This window comes from Nitrosopumilus sp. (assembly GCA_029862745.1).
In the GTDB taxonomy this organism is placed as follows: Archaea; Thermoproteota; Nitrososphaeria; order Nitrososphaerales; family Nitrosopumilaceae; genus Nitrosopumilus.
Map to the genome: position 1 here is coordinate 1 of JAOTWS010000015.1, position 18,253 is coordinate 18,253.

The following is an 18,253-nucleotide window of genomic DNA, read 5'->3' on the forward strand; positions in this document are numbered from 1 at the left end:
TTGTTGTGGTGGAGCCACTTGTTGTGGTGGAGCCACTTGTTGTGGTGGAGCCACTTGTTGTGGTGGAGCCACTTGTTGTGGTTCTAATGGTTTTGCACTTCCAACTTCACTATCTTCATCTTGTTTTTTAAATTCCCTATATTCTGCAATTGAAGAATCACATGAATTACAAATGTATTGTCCTTTTTCTGCAAGAATTAAATTTTCTGCAACCTCTTCATTTGGATTCTCAAAGACTATTTTTGGAGGACCTTCGAATTCTTTTTCACATGTATTGCAAAAATGTTTAGTAATTTTTTGAGAATCTAATCTTCCTATAGGCGCTAAAAACAGATCAGGTCCTCCTAAATTCCCTTTCATCTGTTGTTCATCAGTAACAGTGGCCATAACATAGCCACCTGAACCTCTTAATTTTTTTAGTCTAAGCTCTGAACTCATAATTGAGTTTTATCAAAACGTCATTTAAGTATATATCAAAATTTATTATCCAACAAAAAATACGGTGCTAATTCTGGTGAACATTTTTAGGTGCGGTCAACAAAACAACGTTACAATGGGTATTACACAGATTTCAGATGCAAAGTCGTGGGAAACAAATGTGATAAATTCAAACATCCCTGTATTTGTAGACTTTTGGGCCGAATGGTGTGGTCCATGTAGAATGGTAGGTCCAGTTGTCGAAGAATTAGCAAATGACTATGATGGCAAAGTTAAATTTGTCAAGGTTAATGTTGATGAAGCCAATGAATTGGCATCAAAATACAACGTCTTTAGTATTCCAACCTTAATTCTTCTTAACAAAGGAGAAATAGTTAGTCAGCAAGTGGGTGCTGCTTCTAAAGAGTCATACAAAAATATGATTGATAGAGCACTTGCATAAATTCTAAACACATTTTCCTTATTTTTTGATCCTAAAGTAATTAATATTACAAAAATGGAGACTGATTATGTCATTTGGTGAAGTAGATACCCTCAACATGTTGTTTGATAAGCTTTCTAGCTTGTTTGATGAATCTCAAGGATACTATGAATCATTCTTGGATACTAACAACATGTACAAAAAAGGCCTTCTTAGTGACAAAGAATTCTTCCAAAAATTAGGTGATTATACTGTAGCCTACTCTGCATTAGAATTTCTAGCAATCAAAGTAATATTTGAAATGAAAAAATCATTAGGAACCGGTTCTGGAACTACACAGTCTCCTGGCTTAATGCCTGGAATGGGGAATCCTGGAATGATGGCTGGTGGCATGGGAGCGCCACCAAGAGCAGGTACTGCACAAAATCCTGTAGGTGGAGGACCTCCAGGAATTGTTTCTGCTAAAGAAGCATTTGGAGACGTTGGAACTTTACCATCGCCTGATCCATCTTTAATGCCTAGACAAACTGCTCAACAAAGTGGAAATGGATGCTCGTCGTGTGGTGCTGCTTTAAGACCTAATGCAAAGTTTTGTACAAAGTGTGGCGCTAAAGCATAATCTAGTAAATAAAAAATATTTCTCTTAATCTTGTGTTGTACCACATTCAGGACAGAATTTTGCTGTTGCTGAAAGACTTGTACCGCATTCAGAACAAAAATTACCATCTGTTCTTTGCTCATTGTATGCATTTCCAACTACTGCAGAACTTCTAACCGCACCAGATGGTTCGTATTTGTCATCGTCAATTAACACAGGTTGAAAGTCCTGCTCTGTTAGGTATGTCATCATTCTTGGAATTCCTTCTCCCTTATTTTTTGGATCTGGAACTGAATCTCCTAACCAAAATGCAAATCTCATAAGAGTTAATTCTGGAGTAGAAAATGCTAACGTATGTTTTGACATATAATCTTGTGCGGCTTTTTTACCATCAAAAACTTCCATGTTTGATGTATTTTTTATTTATGTATAATAGTTTCTGGGGTTTCTTAGATATCATTCACGATAAATCAGAAACATCCTCCATTATGTAGGCCATTATAGGCCAAAATTTGATAATATAGTTTCATTTTTCATATTGTTGTAATGTGATGATATTTATTTTTGATGGATTATAAGAAGTGGTTATTTCCCACTGGTTCTTGATGATCTATTACATTCTACAATATGTAAAATCTTGATAATTTCTAGATGACCAAGAAATACACGTTTCTTTAATATGAGAGATCTGTGATTCGAAGTATGGATAAAACAGATAAATTTTTAATTACATCTAATGTCTCAAAATCCAGATTATCTTATCCAAAAATAATAGGAATTATACTGCTGGGGATTTTGTTGTTGGGTGTAAGTATTCTTGTCCTTAACGAAAAACTCCCAGTAATTTGTCCATTAACACAAGATTTGATAAATAATGATCTTTCTAAAAGAAATTATGCTGGATGTAGTATAGTGTTTGCTACTATTGATAGAGTGAATTTGGCTGAAACAAATCTGTCTAATGCTAATCTTACTGGAACTTATATTGTAAGCTCTGATCTTCGTAAGATTGATTTGTCATATTCTATTCTAAATGGAGTAACAATTACAAATTCGTTTCTTGGAGATGCAAATATGACTAAAATTCTTCTTGCAGGCGCTCATTTAGGAGGTGTGACTCTTACTAAATCTGAAATTAGTGAAGGAGATCTAAGGGGTATAGATCTAACCGGAGGAGACTTATCTTACACCGATCTTTCTGGCGCCGATATGCGTGGAGCAGATTTGAGAGGTGCAAATCTCACGGAATCTAATCTGTCAAACACTGATTTGACAGGATCTAATATCTCAGGAGGACACATGTTGAACTCTAATCTTAATAATGCTGATCTTAGAGATGTAAATTTTTCAGGTGCGAATCTATCTTATACCGATCTTTCTGGCGCCGATATGCGTGGAGCAGATTTGAGAGGTGCAAATCTCACGGAATCTAATCTGTCAAACACTAATCTTACTGGTGTGGATTTTTCAGGTGCGAACCTATCCAATGTTAATCTTAATAATACTGATCTTACAGGTGCAATATTATATTGTTTAAATCATGAAATGTGCAAATAATCTTTTAGTTGCATATCTGCTTTGGTGATTTTTTAGACATCTCTGAGTGCATTAGTTGGAGATTACCAATTGGTTGGATTGAAGTGATAAATTATTTTTTGATAATTATGTAATGCTAATCAATTATCATAAAATGAAATTAATTTTGACATCATAATTAGTAGATTTTTGGAAAAATGGACCGGGAGGGAATTGAACCCTCGACATCCTCGTTGCGAACGAGGCATTATACCACTAAACCACCGGCCCTCAAACACCTCTCTAAGTTACGCTTTTATTCATTTTCTCTATTTATGATGAAAACCAGAATAAATCATCAATCAAAAATACCATGACTAATAATCAAAATCTTATCTTAACGCATAATATACTGCAAAGCATAAAATTCTTTAGATGATATATGATACTATAATTACTGATTCACATGTCGTTCTCCCACGAGGAATAGTTGATAAAAACATCCTAATTTGTGAGGGAAAAATTGTTGGATTAACAAATGATACTCCTTCATGTGATCATAAAATTAATGGTAATGGATTAGTTTGCATCCCTGGCCCAATCGACACCCATGTTCACTATGGTGTTTATTCACCCATTAACGAAGCCGCAAAAACTGAGTCTCATGCTGCAGCTATAGGAGGAATAACTACCATGATGAGAATGCTCAGACTAAAAGACTCTTTTTCTAGCTCATTGCAAGCTCAACTTGATGCAGCATCAAAAAATCATTATGTTGATTATGCAATTCATGCTTCTATTTTCAATACACAACATATTAACGAGATGAATTACTGTGTTGCAAAAGGAATAACATCGTTTAAAATTTACATGAATCTTGGTGGTGAAGTTGGACATGTTTACATGGATATGCCTCCAAACTCTTCAAATCTTGTTGCAGCTCATGTAAATATCACTGATGACATAGTTAAGCAAACAGTAAAAGCTGCCGCTTCACTTGGTTGTCCTGTTTTGGTTCATGCAGAAGACTATGAATCATGTGGGTGTGGAATTAAAACTGCAAAAGAAAAAAATAAGGATGGATTGTCATCTTGGTCTGAAAGTCGTTCCCCTGAATTTGAGGCAAAAGCAATTAAAACTGTTTCAAAGTTTGGAAGATATTACAATTGTGTAATTTACTTTGTTCATATTGGCTCAGAGCGTGCATTGTTGCAAATTGAGGAGGAGAAAAAACTTGGAACAAAAATTTTTGTAGAAACATGTCCTCATTATCTAACACTATCTTATGAAAAGCAAAAAGGATATCTTGCTAAGGTCATGCCTCCGATAAGAACAGAAAATGATCGTAAGGCAATCTGGTCTGCTTTATCTAAGAATCTTATTGATACAATAGGCACAGATCATGTGGCAAATCAACTTAAACTCAAGCTAAGTGGAAATGATGTATGGAGTGCATTAGCTGGATTTCCTGGAATTGGAACAGTACTTCCAATATTGCTTAATGATGGGATTAATCAAAATAAGATTTCACTTGAACAGTTAGTTAGATTTACTAGCAAAAATGCGGCTCAAATTTTTGGAATGTATCCACAAAAAGGAACACTAGAAAAACATTCTGATGCAGACATTACTATGATAGATTTGAAAAAAGAAAAACAAGTAACTTCTGATCTATTTGGAGGCTTTTCTGATTATATTGTGTATGAAGGAAGAAATCTAAAAGGGTGGCCTGTAAAAACAATTGTAAGAGGAGAGATAGTAGCAGAAGACTTTGAAGTTATTGGAAAGCTTGGTTATGGTAAACTAGTTGAGCGAACAATTAATTCTTAATCAAGATAAATTATTTTTTTAAACACAAGTAGATTTGATTTTTTGCGATTATTTTTTTTATGATTATGTAGGTAACTATGACACATCTATTATGAGTAAACACTCTAACGCTTAACGCAATAATAGATGATGAAGATTTACGTCAACCAATGATTGATTTGATGCTAAACATCAAGATTTTATGAATGCTATTAAACATATCAATCCTGAAATAGAATACTAGTATTTAATATCTAAAATAAATGGCAATTTTTCCTCTAGTAAAGTTAAAAGAAAAAGTAATTGTTTTCTATTTTAGATATTAAATAAATTTTATTGCGCAATAACCTACAACTGATTGTGTATTGCCTGATATATCACCACTTGTTGCATAACTGAGTAGTTCTCCTTTTGTTGCCCCCAGATTTTTACATGCAATCATTACTGATGCAATTGCACCATAACCACATGCAGTAACTCTTTTCTCTCTTAACACTTGATAGAATCTATCCACATCCATTTCTAATATTGGCTCTATCAATGCTTTGTCTTGCTGATGGGCAAAGGAATTTTCTTCATAATGAGTAAAATCAGACGACGCAATAATAATTGTATTTTTCCTTTTTGCAATTTCAGATACTGCATTTCCAACATCTATCGCAATATTCATATGTTGAGCTCGTAAAATTATTGGAATAATTTGAAAATTACTAGAAAGTATTTTCTGTAGCATTGGGATTTGTACTTCTAAACTATGATCTTGGGAATGAGAATACTCATCAATTTTTATAAATTTTGATATTTTTGAAACTTGTTTTGCTAACTCTGAATCCACTTGAACCATTCCCAATGGAGTCTTCCACTGTGCATCAACCATTGTAGCTACATCTTTCCCGATGCCAAAATGATTTGGTCCAATAATAATTACGATCTCTGGATTCTGAGATGAAATTGATTTGTACGAGTAACATGCAGTTGGACCTGAATAGACATATCCTGCATGGGGACAAATTATTCCAAATATTCTCTCATCTGATAATATGGATTTACTGCCAGGTCCATATTTGTGATCCATGCAATTCTTTATCATATTTTCCAAATCTTCCTTTCTTCCAGGATAAAACTGACCTGCAACAACTGGTTCTCTGATCATCGATTTGTTTTACACATTATTTTATAAAAAATCATCAGATGATTCTCTGATAATATTTCCGTTTGGTGACTCTTCTTTAAAAATTACCCCTTGAAATTTTGATATTTTAGTATCGCCGTCTTTCCAGGCATTTTTTACTAGTCCTGCTTTTTGACATGCATATTCAAGAAATTCTTTAGTATTCCAGCCATATTCTGTTGGAACTTGAGGTAATAATAAACCTAATTTGTTTTCATTTTCTACAATTAATCCATCTCTGCCAACTTTGATTTCTTTGAGATATTCTGAAGATTTCTCAACTTTAATTTCAACAGGTGGAGTTAGAACCGTAACCTCAAAAATAATCTTGTCAAGTTCATCAGCTGTAACAGGGTTAAATCTTGTATCATGAGTTGCAGCTGATATTGCAGCATCAATTAACCCCTCTGATAATTTTTTTATAGGAAGAGGATAACCAATACATCCTCTTAATGAACCCTGTTTGTTTAATGTTACAAAAACTCCTGAAGTGAAATTAAATTTTGAATTAAATATCTCTTCACTAATTTTTGAGTTATTTTCTAAAAGTTCAGTTACAGCTTTCCTTGCTATCTTTACAAGTTCTACTCCATCAGAATAAGAAAATTCTTTGTTCATATTGGTTAAATATGTAAAAACACAATAAAAAACATTGACTACACTTGGCAAAGAAGCAGAATTATATGAAAAACTTTCAAATGACAAGGTAAAGTGTACAGCTTGTGCACGTTATTGCGAGATTGGCAAAGACCAAATCGGTTTGTGTGGAATTCGAGGGAATGAAGATGGTAAACTTCAACTGTATGCATATGGAAAAGTAATTTCAGGACATGTTGATCCAATTGAGAAAAAACCATTGATTCATTATTACCCTGGTAGCAAAGTCTACTCCATTGCAACCACTGGATGTAATTGGCTCTGTAGATATTGTCAAAATTCTGATATTAGTCAAAGACGGAAAGTAGAAGGAATTGACATGACTCCTGATGATGTTGCAAATACTGCACTAAAATATGGAGCACATGGAATTGCATATACCTATAATGAGCCATCTATTTTTATTGAATTTGCACGTGATTGTGGAATTGCTGCAAGAAAAAAAGGATTATTCAATGTTTTTGTCTCAAATGGATATGATACTCCTGAATCAGTTTCAATGATGAATGAGTTCCTTGATGGTATTACCATTGATTTTAAAGGAAATGCAGAAAAAGAATTTACTAGGAAATTCATTGGAATTCCTGATCCTCAACCGATCTTTGATACATTATTGGAAATTCGTGATAAAACAAAAATTCATGTAGAAATTACTGACTTGATTGTTCCCAAAATTGGGGATGATTTAGAGCATGCAAGGAGATTGTCAAAATTTGTTTATGATGAATTCGGGCCTGAAATGCCAATTCATTTTTTGAGATTTCATCCTGATTACAAAATGATGGAATATCCTAACACTCCAGTAGAAACTTTGGAAAAGCATTATCAGGTTGCAAAACATGTGGGTTTGAAGTATGTCTATTTGGGAAACGTACCTGGTCATAAATGGGAGCACACATACTGCGCTGAATGTAAAAAAATAGTCGTAAATCGTTATGGATTTAGTATTAGAGAATGGCATCTAGATAAAAAAAATTGCTGTAATTTTTGTGGAAATCATATTCCTATAGAAGGAAAATTACAAGAAGGCTATAGGCAAGATCGTTTTCAGTTTGTGTCTTAATTAATTCAAATTCTGGAAGTTTTTAAATCTGATAATGTTGTAAATAATATGTGAAATCTCAATCCTGTAGAAATTGTGGTAAAGAATTATACCAAAATCAAAGAATATACCCACAATGTGGACGAGATAGAGGAGAAGAAGACCCAGAATAATTTTAAATGTAAAAATACCTTGTTCTAGATTATCTCAAATTTACCATTTTCTTTGGCTTTGTAAATCACATCTGGTTTTCTAAGAAATATTCCTGACTCTAAAACTCCTGCTATTTGTTTAATTTTTTGAGTGAGTATTTTGGCATTTTTTATTGTGCCAAAATCACAATCCAAAACAATGTTCCCATTTTCTGTAAAAAATGGATAACCTCTATCAAGAGTCCGCAAATTTGCACTGCCTCCTAGTTTATTTATAGAATTGATAACTGAATTTCTTGCAAGTGGATGTATCTCTACTGGAACTTTAATCGTGAAATCTTTTACAAATTTTGTTTCATCTGCCATTACTACTACCTTCTTTGCAAGACTAAACAAAATATTCTCACGTAATAATGCACCACCACCACCTTTGATCACATATTTTTGCGAATTAATTTGATCTGCACCATCGAAAACCACATCAATGTAATCTACTTGATCAGCTTCCACTAATACTATCCCGCCTTTCTCTGCAATCAATTTGATTTGTAATGATGTAGGTACTCCTTTGATATCGTAGTTTTTTAATTTGATTAAATTTGCAAGTGACTTTACAAGTGCAGTAGCTGCTCTGCCACTTCCTAATCCAACAACATAACCATTTTTAACAAATTTTAATGCATCATTTGATAATGCCATAATGGCATCATCATATGTCAATTATTCTACCTCTGCCTGATCAAGCTTTGATAAAACTTTCATAATGTCTCCTTTGATCTTATCTAAATCATCGGTATCATCATCAAAGTCATCATCTAATGTAGTTGGTTTTGGTTGTTCTGGTTCTGGAAGTGCCTTATGTTCATTGATCTTTGCTACCTCTTTGTTAATGTCTGGTTTAGTTTCAAGTGTTATCTCTGGTTTTGATGATACTGATTGTATGATCTCAATTTTATCCTCAACTTTTGGTTTTGGCTTAATTGTTTCTTGAACTATCTTATCTTTTGGTTTGACTAATTCTGTCTGAATAATTCTTGGATGTGGTACTGATTTTATTTCTTCTTTTTCAAATAATGTGGATTTTGGTTCCTTTTTTGAAATATTTGTCAGTGTAGTTAATTCAAATGATTGTCTTGGTTTAGTTGGAGGAATTTCGATTGGCTCCATGTTTGTATTTGTTTTTTCAAAGTTAAATGAATCCTTGAATGATTTCACCACATTTTGTTTTGATTCTTGTCTTTTGATTTCTGGTTCTTTCATATCCTGCTTTTGATTGTTTGATGTCATCATCTTTGATGATATTTCGTACAATCTGTCATCCAACTTTGATAATTTTTGATCCATCAAAGTAATCAAACCATCACCCACTGGACCCAAGTCTGGATGCATACTGACTTGTTCGAGTTTTTCTAATTTAGCTAAAACAATTCCTAATTGATGTTGATATTTTAATTTCAGTTTGTCTTTTTGACTTTTAGAGAATCCTGAATCTGATTGATATAGTCTTGAAATTGTTTTAGTTAGAATATCTTTTTCAATTTTAAGAGCACTGATCTGACTTTTAATGTGTGAACTTGCTCCTAATCTAAGTAACTGATTTTTATTTCTAGGTATTTTTCTTACAGCTGCTGCTGTAGCAACGCCTGCTAATGAACTAAGAATAAGAACAATTTCTTGCATCTATGTATACCATTTAATCCAGGAATACTTTCTGCGTTTGGCCTCTGGGAATCCACAACTTGCACATTGATGATGACGCTTGTGAAGTGAGTTTTTACCACATCTTCTACATCTAATGTGAACCTTCTTCTTTGTAAAACCACCCATAGAAGTTGTACCTTTAGTCATTGCAAATCACCTAATGTTGTGCAGGTGGGGGAGATATCATAACAACATTGTCTCCTCTAACTACAATGGTTCCGAGACTTTTAGAATCGCCTTCAGCGGGAATTTCCTCTGAAGAATCGAGTAGCAGGTTCATGTGTTGGTCAAAACCAAGAAGAGTACCTCTAATAGTTTTACTTCCTTTGAGCTTAATCAAAACAACTTGATCAATACTCTCATCCAATACTTTTACTGCCATATCAACGGACATCTATTTCACTTATTGACTTGGATATCTAGGGATTATATTAAATTTCCATTGGTAAAACTATGAGATACGTTCAGTAAGGCAAGTTTGACACTTTTTTGATAGATTTCTAACGATATCAGCTAAAATCCGCTGTCCATCTTTCTTAGTAGCATTTGTAGGATCGCCCCAAATTCCATTTTTGGTTGCTTTTGGAAATGATTTGTTAGCTAATTTTCCGATTTTCTTGAGTTCTTGTTTTGACATTTTATCTGTGATTAGTCCTTTTTCAGCTGATTTCATTTTAACGCTTTTTGAGATTGCAAGCATTAATGATGTCTCTACAAATCCTGCGTGATCAAACTCTCTTCCCATAAAATGCCAATAGGATAATGGGAATACTTTGATCTTGTTTTTTAATATTTTCTTTAGTTTTAAATCCAAATTCTTTATTGAGTTCTGATTTCCGTGATGACCGTTAAGTATGAACACTATTTTGATATTATTTGCTAAAAGTGATGCACACAAATCAATTAGAACGGCACGTAATGTTGATTCTTTTATACTCAAATTAAAAAATGGTGAATGTTCAAATGAAACTCCGTAATTAAGAGTTGGTAGCAAAAGATATCCATTTTTTTCAGATATTCTTTTTGATACTTCTGTTATAATATCTGAATCTGTTGATATGGGTAAATGTGGTCCATGCTGCTCAATTGAACCTACAGGAATCACTGCTATTTGTTTTTGACTAGTTATTGAGTTTCTAAGATTAGGATCAAACTGAGTTTTAATTTCTACCATTTAATTCACTTATTTTATGTGAACCTTTCTCCAACGTACTTCTAGTTTATTTTCTAGATGCATCTTCATTGCTTTGAGCAATGTGTCTGCTTCCAATTTCTGTCCCTTTATCTTTATTTTTTCTAACGTGTCATTTGGATCTACTTTAAAAGAATCTTGGAATATGATAGGTCCCTGATCCAAATTTTCTGTAACATAGTGAGATGTAACACCAACAATTTTTGTACCTCTTTCATAAGCTTGTGCATATGCCATAGCTCCTGGAAATGCTGGTAATAATGATGGATGAATATTGATTATTCGATTTGGATATCTCCAAACAAAATTTGGACTGAGGATTCGCATGTATCTTGCAAGTGAAATCAAATCAATATCATATTTTTTACATATCTGAATAATTTTCTCCTCTGCTTTTTCTTGATTTTTTTCCTCTATTACAATAAATGGAATTTTTGCTTTTTTTGCTAGTGGTTCTAGTGTTTTTTCAGTACCAATTATTACTGATATTTCCCCCTTTAGTGACTTTGAATTGGCAATAATTGTTTGAAGACAGAGTGGTTCTTTTGTTACCAGTATTGCAATATTTTTTTGTGAATTTGTTTCGTGATGTGTACTAACATTCATTTTTTCTTTTCTAGCTAAGTTCTGAATCTCAATATCGAATTTTTTTAAATCAATTGATTTTAAAAAAGACACTTCTAGATACATTCCAAAAAGACTTTTGATTACATTCTGATTGACTTTTTCTATATTTCCACCTTTTGAAAATACAAAATTTGTAAATGCAGCTACAATCCCTTCTTTATCTTTACCAACCACTGTAATTCCGACTACTGTCTTTTTCATGACTTTATGCTCACAATTTTCTCATTATTAATCATTCACAGAAATTGAAATGGTGCGGGAGGTGGGATTTGAACCCACGAACTCCTGAGAGATAGGGTCCTAAGCCCTACGCCTTTGACCAGGCTGGGCGACTCCCGCAATGTACATGTCATTAGACACAAAGTTAACTGTTACGAGGCAACCGTTAAAGAACCAAAAGTAGTCTAGCTAATCTTATTTTAAAAATTAAACAATCTGATATTTTAGATTTGAGGATATTTTATTATTTTTAGTATAATACTTGAAATTATTCATATGTTTTTTTGTATATTAATTGGTATAAAGTTGAATCAACCAACTGTTTCTTTAAGTTGAATGTGTTAATTCATCAAAGGAGTAACTACGTTTTTTAATATTTCAAGAAAATTATCGCTAATTCTTTATCTAGATTTTTTTTAATTTAAAAAGAATAAACAAATTACAATACTAGACAAACTTGTATTTCTCTGTGTTTTTAGTTGATTTTACTTGTTAGTTAAAATTAAATATTTTTTTTGAATTTTCTATCATTACATTTATTCATCACTGATGTTTGTTTAAATCATATAATCATCTAACTCCATTAATATTGTTCAATTTAAGAAAATTCTTGTTCAGTACAAGACTTGGCTTTTTGAATTCTAGATAAAATTATCTTTCAATGTATTAAAATATGTATTGTCAATTGGAATTGTAACTAAAAGACTAATAGTTTTTTTCAAGATTGATATTTACTATGTTATTTATTTTTATAATTGTATTAATTCTATTCTAAATCCAATGTTTAGTGCTTTATCACAATGATTTTTAATCTTTGCATATTTAATTTTTTTATTTTTATGACCTTATATCAGTTATATGAAAAATAAATTTTTGATAATAATTTAACCCATGTCTGATTATTTTGTTGTAATCTGCTCTAAATACATGAGAATTTTTTACAACTCCCCTCCCATGTTTGATTCTTTCATCTCTATATTCATGTAATGCATTTGTTGTTGTAAGAATGCTTTTTCTCCACACTTCACGTATTTTTAATTACTTGTATCGTATTTCTTAAGAAATATTTTATAAAGAATTTTTGTTCATATAAAAAAATTAATTTAATTACATGTAGTACGGGTTTGACCCGCCCACTTGAATCTATTAGGTTTTGACAAAAGAATGTATTTTGTTTATTGTGTTGATTCATTTCATAATATAACTCAATTAACGCTGAAAACTTATTCAGCTTGATTTTTTAGAGATCTTTGAAGAAAATATTCAGTATTTTTGAGTCTTTTTTGTATCCATTTCATTCAGAAGCAATCAATAAAATTTCTCAGATATAGATACTAAATACGAATGGAAGTAATTTAGCTATTATATTACGATAGATACACACAAATTTATCTATTTTTGTATAGTTTTATGGCTAAATTTTTTGGAACTAATGGAATTCGCGGAATCTTTGGTGAAGATTTCACTCTAGAGTTTGTTCATGATATGACCCTAGCTATAGGAACTTATTTTGATAAGGGTCCAATACTGATTGGTTTTGATGGAAGAGATTCAAGTCCAGCCATATCAAAAGTTGTAAGTTCTGCTCTTAATTCAATAGGGATTGATTGTAATATTGCAGGAATAGTTCCAACCCCTTGTCTTGAATTTGCAGTAAAGACTTTGGGATATTCTGGTGGATTCATGATCACTGCATCACACAATCCTCCTCAGTACAACGGAATAAAACCTGCTGCAAATGATGGAGTAGAAATTTCACGAGAGGATGAATTAATTATTGAAGATATTTATATAGAAAAAAAATGGCGAAAAAATTCTAAAAATTTAGGCACTACTGGAAAAGAGGATAGAGCAATTCAGACATATCTAAATGGAATTGTATCTCAAATTGATTCTAAATTAATAGAATCAAGAAATTTCAAAGTTGTTTTGGATTTAGGTAATGGTGCACAGGCAGTATCTGCACCTGACTTTTGTAAGATGGTGAATTGTAAAACATTTCTTGTAAACCAAAACATTGATGGGGCATTTCCAGGACGTGGTTCAGAACCTACACCACAAAATCTTTCAGAGCTATCACGTACTGTAATTGAAAATAATGCTGATGTAGGAATTGCATTTGATGGAGACGGTGATCGTAGTATATTCTGCGATAATAATGGAAATATTTTAACTGGAGATAAATCTGCATTATTACTTACTCAACATATTTTACAGAAAAATCCAAACTCCTTAGTTGTTACATGCTTGAACTCTGGTTCTAACATTGAAACTGTATCTGAGAAATTTAATTCTAAAGTTATTCGCACCAAAGTTGGAAGTGTTGAAGTCTCAAGAAAAATGGTTCCAACAAATGCATTAATTGGATTTGAGGAAAATGGTGGATTCATGTATGGAAAGCATAATCAAGTTAGAGATGGTTGTATGACTTTAGCATTAATGCTTGAACTTTTAGCAACTTCAAAAAAATCTCTTTCCAACGAAATTGCACTTTTACCTCCTTCCTTTACTACAAAAGATAAAGTATCGTGTTCTCCTGATAAAGTACCAAAATTAATCTCTACTTTAAAAGAGGAATACCCAAATTCTGACACTACTGATGGCATCAAGATTATTGTTGACTCTAAAAACTGGGTAATGGTTAGACCAAGTGGTACAGAACCTATTGTTAGAATTTATGCCGAAGCTGGAAGTCAAGAGAAATTAGATACTTTAATGTCAGAATTCCTCAAAAAAGTTAAAGACATTATTTCCAGATAACACTTTTAAAACCAAACGCATCGACGTATAGAATGGAGAATGAACCCAAAGGGTGACGAAATATGGGTAAAGCATATTATGTTAAATTTGAGACGCCAGAGGACCTTGTGAATCCAATCTTAGAGGCTGTTAGAGTAGCTTCCACCAGTGGTAAAGTCAAGAAAGGAACCAATGAAGCAACTAAGGCAATTGAACGTGGTACTAGTAAACTAATTGTTATCGCTGAAGATGTAGAACCACCTGAAGTAGTAGCACATCTTCCAATTCTATGTGAAGAACAAGGTGCAGCATATGCATTTGTGCCAAGTAAATCTGAATTAGGTAAATCGTTAGGTATCGATATCACTTCTGCAGCTGCAGCAATTTTGGATGCTGGTGATGCACAACATATTATAGATCAAGTTGTATCGACCATTGCTAAAATTAAAGGTGGAAAGACTGATCAATGAGCTCCACAACTGAAGAAGTAGTTCAATCTGAAATTATTCAAATTGTTGGGCGAACTGGTATTGCTGGTGAGGTAATTCAAGTTAGAGTTAAAGTTCTTACTGGTAAGGATAAAGGAAGAATTCTTACAAGAAATGTTAAAGGTTCTGTAAGATTAGGAGAGATTCTAATGCTTAGAGAAACAGAGAGAGAAGCCAAGAAAATCAAATAGGATGTGATTGAATGAGTCTTTTAGTTAAACCATGTAATTTTTGTGATAGGCCTGTAGCTAAAGGCTCAGGTACTATGCTTGCTAAAAACGATGGAACTGTATTATGGTTCTGTTCAGCAAAATGCAAAAAAAATATGCTAGACCTTAAACGTGATCCAAGAAAGCTAAAATGGACAAAAAAATATGTTAAAGGCGGAATCAAAAAGAAGTAAAATTGACTGAAAAATCGTTGTTTATTGTTAAACCAGATGCAGTATCTAGAAATCTAGTTGGAGAAGTCATATCACGATTTGAAAGAAAGGGATTCAAACTTTTAAAATTAATGATGTTTACTTTCACTCAAGAACAAGCAAAGAATTTCTATGCTGTACATAAAGACAAACCATTCTTTGGTGAACTAACATCATTTATCACATCAGGACCAGTAGTTGCAGCAATCATTGAAGGAAATAATGCAATTGCAACTACTAGAATAATGATTGGCGCAACAAAATCATTCGAAGCTGATCCTGGTTCAATTAGAGGTGACTTTGGATTGGGATTCAGTGAAAATATAATTCACGCATCAGATTCACAAGAAAGCTTTGACCATGAATCGAGGGTAGCATTTGAGTGATCTGGTTTGCAAATTCGTCAGCCTATAGTGGCAGTTCTTGGTCATGTAGACTCTGGAAAAACATCTCTTTTAGATAAAATTCGTGGTACAGGTGTTCAAGGTAGAGAAGCAGGTGGAATTACTCAACATATTGGAGCAAGCTTTCTTCCATCTGAGACAATTAAAGAAATATGTGGCCCATTATACAAAAAACTTGAACAGGCAGAAAACAAGGTACCTGGACTTTTAGTAATTGATACTCCTGGACACGAAGTTTTTACAAATCTTCGCTCAAGAGGAGGTTCAGCTGCTGACATTGCTATATTAGTAATTGATGTTAATCGAGGATTTCAACCACAAACAAATGAAAGTTTAAAAATTTTACAAAGTAGAAAAGTTCCGTTTGTTGTTGCCTTGAATAAATGTGATCAAATTTCAGGATGGCGAAAATCTGACACTAGGTTTATCTCTCAAGCAATCAAAGAACAAGATGCATCCATTCAAACTGATCTTGATCAAAAGATCTATGATGTTGTGGGGACTCTTTCAATTTTAGGATATCAATCAGAAGCATTTTACCGTGTAAAGGACTTTAAATCAGAAGTAGCCATAGTTCCAATCTCTGCCCGTTCTGGAGTTGGACTTCCAGAATTACTTAGTGTGTTAGTTGGTCTGACACAGCAATATTTGAAACAAAGACTAGCCCAAGGAGAAAAAGATCCACGTGGTATTATCTTGGAGATAAATGATGAAGTAGGGTTAGGACCTACTGCAAATATTATTCTAATTGATGGAACAATAAAAAAAGAAAATAGTATTGTTGTAGCCAAAAGAGATTCTGTTTTGGTAATTAAACCAAAGGCAATACTTTTACCAAAACCTCTTGATGAAATGCGTGATCCTCGTGACAAATTCAAACCAGTTTCATCAGTAGATGCAGCAGCTGGACTCAAAATTGCATCATCTGATCTAGAAGGTGTACTTCCTGGAAGTACACTTTATGTTGCATCAAATGACGCAGAGATTAAAAAATTTACCCGGCTAATAGAGATAGAAATGAAATCTGTATTTATTGACACTGAAACTGATGGAATAATTCTCAAATGTGATACTATTGGTTCACTTGAAGCAATTGTTGAAATGCTAAGACGTTCACAAGTCCCAATAGCAAAAGCCGACATTGGTCCTGTAAATAGAAGAGATGTTATGGAAGCAAAAGCAATCAAAGAAAAAAACAGACACCTTGGTATTATTTTATCATTTAATGTCAAGGTATTACCTGATGCAAGAGAAGAATCAGAAATTAGCCATGTCAAAATCTTTGAGGATAAAGTAATTTACAGTCTGATTGACAACTATAACTCATGGGTTGAGGAAGATACTGCAAATGAAGAAGATGCAATGTTTGCAGAACTAACACCAATTTCTAAATTTACATTTATGAAAGGAATGGTTTTTCGAAATAATAACCCAGCCGTGTTTGGAGTTCGTATAGATGTTGGCACTCTCAAACACAAAATTCCATTTATGAATATGAATGGAAGAAAGATAGGAAATATTCATCAGCTTCAACTTGATAAAAAAACCGTATCTTCTGCAAAAGCAGGAGATGAGGTAGCATGTTCTGTTAAAGATGTTACAATTGGTAGACAAATTTTTGAAGAGGAGGTATATTATACATTCCCACCATCACATGAAGCAAAAATAATTCTAAAGAAATTCATGCACAAGCTTAGCCCTGAAGAGCAAGAAGTTTTTAACGATATAGTTAGGATCCAACGTGAAAAAGAATCAATGTATGGTTACTAGCTTGAATGTTTTTTACATATCATATGTATTCCAGGTGCACCTACTGCACCCATCATCTTGTCAATTATCTGTCCAGACTTGAACATGATAAATGTGGGAATTGACTGCACAGCAAATCTCATTGATATGTTTTGATTGTTGTCTACATTGACTCTTGCAAATTTCACTTTGGGATATTTTTTTGAGAGGCTCTCAAATATTGGGTGCATAGATTTGCATGGACCACACCACTCTGCCCAGAAATCTACTAAAGTTGGATTTTCAGTAGATATGATTTGATCAAAATTTGCTTCGTTCAAATCTATAATTCCAGGCTCAATTTTTGGTTGATCCTGCTGCTTAAGCATCTCGTTTAATTTTTTCTTCATTATTTTTTCAATTTCTGGATCATCAGACAATATATTCTAAATTTTTTTCCTTCTAAAAAATCTATATTTTAGATTGCTCATCAACTGACTTTATAGGAACAGACTCAAATCTTCTTGAATTGCATATGGGACACTGATCAATGTATTTAGTAAAGCTTACAGAAGTATATGCAATACCACAATCACCACAAATTCTGAGGTTTCTGCTTAGTTTACCCATATATACAATCAACAAACATTGTGATTAAAACTTAACTTTGTAATATTACCAGAATTGCCACCAAGGCTTTGCTGCTGGTTTTGCTACTGGCTTTGATACTATTGTACATACTCCGTCAATCAATTCTGTTCCAGCCCCACAAATCCCAAATTTTTTTCCTTCTTTTGGTGTTATCTCTTTTGATTCCTCTAATCCAACTGCCTGGTAAATTGAATCATATTCAGGAAAGTTATCATCAAACCATTTCTTGTATGATGGCTCGTTGTTGTATCTGTCAACATAACTTTGTGGATCTTTTGTT

Annotated in this window: 24 protein-coding genes and 2 tRNA genes; 11 read left to right on the top strand and 15 right to left on the bottom strand. The window is 33.0% G+C overall.

The genetic code is table 11. The annotated features are described in order from the left end of the window. Positions 1 to 438, bottom strand: a 438-nt coding sequence (locus OEM44_10565; protein ID MDH3517234.1) for a hypothetical protein, incomplete at its 3' end; no start/stop codon positions are given. A gap of 76 nt (positions 439 to 514) precedes the next feature. Between OEM44_10565 and trxA (OEM44_10570) the strand changes: the two genes are divergently transcribed. Together trxA (OEM44_10570) and OEM44_10575 are read left to right on the top strand one after the other, a co-directional pair. Further along, positions 515 to 880, top strand: a complete 366-nt coding sequence (trxA, locus tag OEM44_10570) for a thioredoxin (GenBank protein MDH3517235.1) — start codon at positions 515 to 517, stop codon at positions 878 to 880. A 67-nt stretch (positions 881 to 947) separates the two neighbouring features. Further along, positions 948 to 1,478 carry a zinc ribbon domain-containing protein gene (locus tag OEM44_10575; protein ID MDH3517236.1) on the top strand — a complete coding sequence of 177 codons (531 nt, stop codon included), beginning with the start codon at positions 948 to 950 and terminating at the stop codon, positions 1,476 to 1,478. A gap of 24 nt (positions 1,479 to 1,502) precedes the next feature. On the opposite strand, the gene OEM44_10580 is transcribed toward OEM44_10575, so the two are convergent. Further along, positions 1,503 to 1,862 (bottom strand): zinc ribbon domain-containing protein, encoded by a 360-nt coding sequence (locus OEM44_10580; GenBank protein MDH3517237.1) that lies wholly within the window; start codon positions 1,860 to 1,862, stop codon positions 1,503 to 1,505. A 297-nt stretch (positions 1,863 to 2,159) separates the two neighbouring features. Between OEM44_10580 and OEM44_10585 the strand changes: the two genes are divergently transcribed. Further along, entirely contained in the window at positions 2,160 to 3,014 is an 855-nt protein-coding gene (locus OEM44_10585) for a pentapeptide repeat-containing protein (protein ID MDH3517238.1), read from the top strand. Between the two features lie 177 nt (positions 3,015 to 3,191). Here OEM44_10585 and OEM44_10590 read toward each other — a convergent pair. Further along, a tRNA-Ala gene (locus tag OEM44_10590) sits at positions 3,192 to 3,263 on the bottom strand. Between the two features lie 144 nt (positions 3,264 to 3,407). On the opposite strand from OEM44_10590, the gene OEM44_10595 reads away from it, so the two are divergent. After that, complete coding sequence (locus OEM44_10595) at positions 3,408 to 4,802, top strand: dihydroorotase family protein (GenBank protein MDH3517239.1); 1,395 nt, start codon at positions 3,408 to 3,410, stop codon at positions 4,800 to 4,802. 301 nt (positions 4,803 to 5,103) lie between these two features. Here the strand turns inward: OEM44_10595 and OEM44_10600 are convergent, their stop codons facing one another. Both OEM44_10600 and OEM44_10605 read right to left on the bottom strand, forming a co-directional pair. Further along, the gene (locus OEM44_10600) at positions 5,104 to 5,934 is read right to left on the bottom strand and encodes an MEMO1 family protein (GenBank protein MDH3517240.1); all 831 of its coding nucleotides are present in this window, start codon (positions 5,932 to 5,934) and stop codon (positions 5,104 to 5,106) included. 21 nt (positions 5,935 to 5,955) lie between these two features. Next, on the bottom strand, positions 5,956 to 6,570 hold the full coding sequence (locus OEM44_10605; protein ID MDH3517241.1) for a TIGR00296 family protein: 615 nt from the start codon (positions 6,568 to 6,570) through the stop codon (positions 5,956 to 5,958). A gap of 34 nt (positions 6,571 to 6,604) precedes the next feature. Between OEM44_10605 and amrS the strand changes: the two genes are divergently transcribed. Next, a complete protein-coding gene (gene amrS / locus OEM44_10610; GenBank protein ID MDH3517242.1) occupies positions 6,605 to 7,672 on the top strand; it encodes an AmmeMemoRadiSam system radical SAM enzyme in 1,068 nt (355 codons plus the stop codon). Positions 7,673 to 7,848: 176 nt separating this feature from the next. Here the strand turns inward: amrS and rpiA are convergent, their stop codons facing one another. From rpiA to OEM44_10645, 7 genes are all read right to left on the bottom strand, one after another. After that, complete coding sequence (gene rpiA / locus OEM44_10615; GenBank protein ID MDH3517243.1) at positions 7,849 to 8,523, bottom strand: ribose-5-phosphate isomerase RpiA; 675 nt, start codon at positions 8,521 to 8,523, stop codon at positions 7,849 to 7,851. Further along, positions 8,524 to 9,483: a hypothetical protein gene (locus OEM44_10620; protein MDH3517244.1), complete on the bottom strand. Its 960-nt coding sequence runs from the start codon at positions 9,481 to 9,483 to the stop codon at positions 8,524 to 8,526. Then, entirely contained in the window at positions 9,484 to 9,651 is a 168-nt protein-coding gene (locus OEM44_10625; GenBank protein MDH3517245.1) for a 50S ribosomal protein L37e, read from the bottom strand. A gap of 10 nt (positions 9,652 to 9,661) precedes the next feature. Continuing rightward, positions 9,662 to 9,898, bottom strand: coding sequence for an LSm family protein (locus OEM44_10630; protein MDH3517246.1), 237 nt, complete (start codon positions 9,896 to 9,898; stop codon positions 9,662 to 9,664). Positions 9,899 to 9,955: 57 nt separating this feature from the next. Then, positions 9,956 to 10,678: a creatininase family protein gene (locus OEM44_10635; GenBank protein ID MDH3517247.1), complete on the bottom strand. Its 723-nt coding sequence runs from the start codon at positions 10,676 to 10,678 to the stop codon at positions 9,956 to 9,958. A 9-nt stretch (positions 10,679 to 10,687) separates the two neighbouring features. After that, on the bottom strand, positions 10,688 to 11,524 hold the full coding sequence (locus OEM44_10640) for a formyltetrahydrofolate deformylase (protein MDH3517248.1): 837 nt from the start codon (positions 11,522 to 11,524) through the stop codon (positions 10,688 to 10,690). 50 nt (positions 11,525 to 11,574) lie between these two features. Further along, a tRNA-Leu gene (locus OEM44_10645) sits at positions 11,575 to 11,662 on the bottom strand. 1,290 nt (positions 11,663 to 12,952) lie between these two features. On the opposite strand from OEM44_10645, the gene glmM reads away from it, so the two are divergent. From glmM to infB, 6 genes are all read left to right on the top strand, one after another. Continuing rightward, the gene (gene glmM / locus OEM44_10650) at positions 12,953 to 14,302 is read left to right on the top strand and encodes a phosphoglucosamine mutase (GenBank protein MDH3517249.1); all 1,350 of its coding nucleotides are present in this window, start codon (positions 12,953 to 12,955) and stop codon (positions 14,300 to 14,302) included. A 62-nt stretch (positions 14,303 to 14,364) separates the two neighbouring features. Then, entirely contained in the window at positions 14,365 to 14,751 is a 387-nt protein-coding gene (gene rpl7ae, locus OEM44_10655) for a 50S ribosomal protein L7Ae (protein ID MDH3517250.1), read from the top strand. Further along, a complete protein-coding gene (locus OEM44_10660; protein MDH3517251.1) occupies positions 14,748 to 14,960 on the top strand; it encodes a 30S ribosomal protein S28e in 213 nt (70 codons plus the stop codon). The genes rpl7ae and OEM44_10660 overlap by 4 nt, the downstream gene beginning before the upstream one ends. An 11-nt stretch (positions 14,961 to 14,971) precedes the next feature. Then, positions 14,972 to 15,172, top strand: coding sequence for a 50S ribosomal protein L24e (locus tag OEM44_10665; GenBank protein ID MDH3517252.1), 201 nt, complete (start codon positions 14,972 to 14,974; stop codon positions 15,170 to 15,172). Positions 15,173 to 15,174: 2 nt separating this feature from the next. Further along, the gene (gene ndk / locus OEM44_10670; protein MDH3517253.1) at positions 15,175 to 15,576 is read left to right on the top strand and encodes a nucleoside-diphosphate kinase; all 402 of its coding nucleotides are present in this window, start codon (positions 15,175 to 15,177) and stop codon (positions 15,574 to 15,576) included. A gap of 6 nt (positions 15,577 to 15,582) precedes the next feature. Next, positions 15,583 to 17,364 (top strand): translation initiation factor IF-2, encoded by a 1,782-nt coding sequence (infB, locus tag OEM44_10675; GenBank protein MDH3517254.1) that lies wholly within the window; start codon positions 15,583 to 15,585, stop codon positions 17,362 to 17,364. On the opposite strand, the gene trxA (OEM44_10680) is transcribed toward infB, so the two are convergent. The 3 genes from trxA (OEM44_10680) to OEM44_10690 form a co-directional block, all read right to left on the bottom strand. Further along, positions 17,361 to 17,762: a thioredoxin gene (gene trxA / locus OEM44_10680; protein ID MDH3517255.1), complete on the bottom strand. Its 402-nt coding sequence runs from the start codon at positions 17,760 to 17,762 to the stop codon at positions 17,361 to 17,363. The genes infB and trxA (OEM44_10680) overlap by 4 nt on opposite strands. Positions 17,763 to 17,793: 31 nt before the next feature. Beyond that, positions 17,794 to 17,952, bottom strand: coding sequence for a hypothetical protein (locus OEM44_10685; protein MDH3517256.1), 159 nt, complete (start codon positions 17,950 to 17,952; stop codon positions 17,794 to 17,796). A gap of 45 nt (positions 17,953 to 17,997) precedes the next feature. Next, the coding region (locus tag OEM44_10690) for a hypothetical protein (protein MDH3517257.1) at positions 17,998 to 18,253 on the bottom strand (256 nt) is incomplete at its 5' end.